Here is a 1,955-nt window from a genome sequence, read left to right on the forward strand (position 1 = left end):
CTTTAGCGGGTCAATGTGTTGGTGATGGTATTGTTGTAGATGTATCTAAACATTTTACTAAAATAATTAGTGTAGATAAAGACAAAAGGCAAGTTACAGTACAGCCTGGTGTAATTAGAGATGAGTTAAACCTTTTTCTAGAACCTTATGGGTTGTTTTTTGGGCCAAATACATCTACTTCTAATAGATGTATGATTGGTGGTATGGTTGGTAATAATTCATCTGGTACAACATCTATTCAGTATGGTATTACAAGAGAAAAAACTGTTTCTTTAAAAGCTATATTGTCTGATGGTACAGAGGCTAACTTTGGAGATTTAACTAAAGATGAGTTTCATAAAAAAAGAGAAGAGGATACGCTAGAGGGTAAAATTTATAATTCTATTTTTGATGAATTAAGTATAAAAGAAACCCAAGAAGAAATTATAAAAGAATTTCCAAAACCATCTATTCATCGTAGAAATACAGGGTATGCAGTAGATGAATTATTGCATAATAGTGTTTTTGGTAACGATGCTAAGTTTAATATGTGTAAACTGTTAAGTGGTAGTGAAGGTACTTTAGCTTTTACTACAGAAATTACACTAAGCTTAGATCCTATTCCGCCAAAGTATGCGGCAATGGTTGTTACTCATTACAATTCTTTAGAAGATTGTTTGGCAGATGTAGTCCCTGTTATGGAGCACCAACTGCATTTATGTGAAATGATGGATAAGGTTATTTTAGATTGTACAAAAAATAACAGAGCACAACTAGCAAATAGATTTTTTGTAGAAGAAGACCCTGCTGCATTATTAATGCTAGAGTTAAAAGCAAACACTAAAGCAGACTTAAATTATTTTATAGATAGTTTACTAAATACCATAAAAAAATCTGGTCTTAGTTATGCTAATCCTATTTTATTTGGAGATGATATAAAAAAGGCTGTAGAACTACGTAAAGCTGGTTTAGGGCTTTTGGGTAATATGGTTGGCGATAAAAAAGCAGTTGCTTGTATAGAAGATACTGCCGTTGCTATTGAAGATTTAAAAGAATTTATTGGTGAGTTTACAACAATAATGAAAGGTCATAACCAGAGTGCTGTGTATTACGCACACGCGGGAGCTGGCGAGTTACATTTGCGTCCTATATTAAATTTAAAAAAAGGAGATGATGTTAAATTATTTAGAGATATTACAACTGATGTAGCTAAATTAACTAAAAAATACAATGGCTCTTTTAGTGGTGAGCACGGAGATGGTATTGTACGAGCAGAGTTTATACCGTTAATGATTGGTGATAAAAATTACCAATTGCTACGCAGAATAAAATCTTACTTTGATCCTAAAGGAATTTTTAATCCAGGTAAAATTGTAGACTCCTACCCAATGGATGAGTCTTTTAGGTATGAAATTGACCGGAAAGAACCTGAAATAGAAACATTATTAGATTTTACAGAAAGTGAAGGAATATTAAAAGCTGCCGAAAAATGTAACGGTAGTGGTGATTGTAGAAAAACAGAAAAGTCTTCTGGTGCAATGTGTCCTAGTTACCACGTTACTCGTAATGAAAAAGATACTACTAGAGGTAGGGCAAATGCGCTAAGAGAAATGCTAACTAATACAGAGAAGGCTAACAAGTTTAACCAAAAAGAGCTTAAAGAGGTTTTTGATCTTTGTTTAAGTTGTAAAGCTTGTTCTAGTGAGTGCCCTAGTAATGTAGATATAGCTACTTTAAAGGCAGAGTTTAGTTACCAATACCAAGAAGTTAACGGATATTCTTTTAGAAATAAATTGTTTGCTTTTAATACAAAATACAACGCTTTAGGTAGTAAAATGCCCAAAATGACTAATTTTATGTTTAATTCATCACTTTTTGGTGGTGTAATTAAAAATATAAGTGGTGTTGCTCCAGAGCGTAGCTTACCAAATGTTTACAAATTTAATTTTGATAAATACTTAAGCCAAATAGATACT

At 32.3% G+C, this 1,955-nt stretch carries 1 protein-coding gene; it reads left to right on the forward strand.

Annotated elements, in window-relative coordinates:
* A partial coding sequence (locus tag ABJD66_RS02885) for an FAD-binding and (Fe-S)-binding domain-containing protein (RefSeq protein ID WP_348128005.1) occupies window positions 1-1,955 on the forward strand: 1,955 nt, incomplete at both ends.

This window comes from Cellulophaga sp. (assembly GCF_039943695.1).
Lineage (GTDB): Bacteria > Bacteroidota > Bacteroidia > Flavobacteriales > Flavobacteriaceae > Cellulophaga.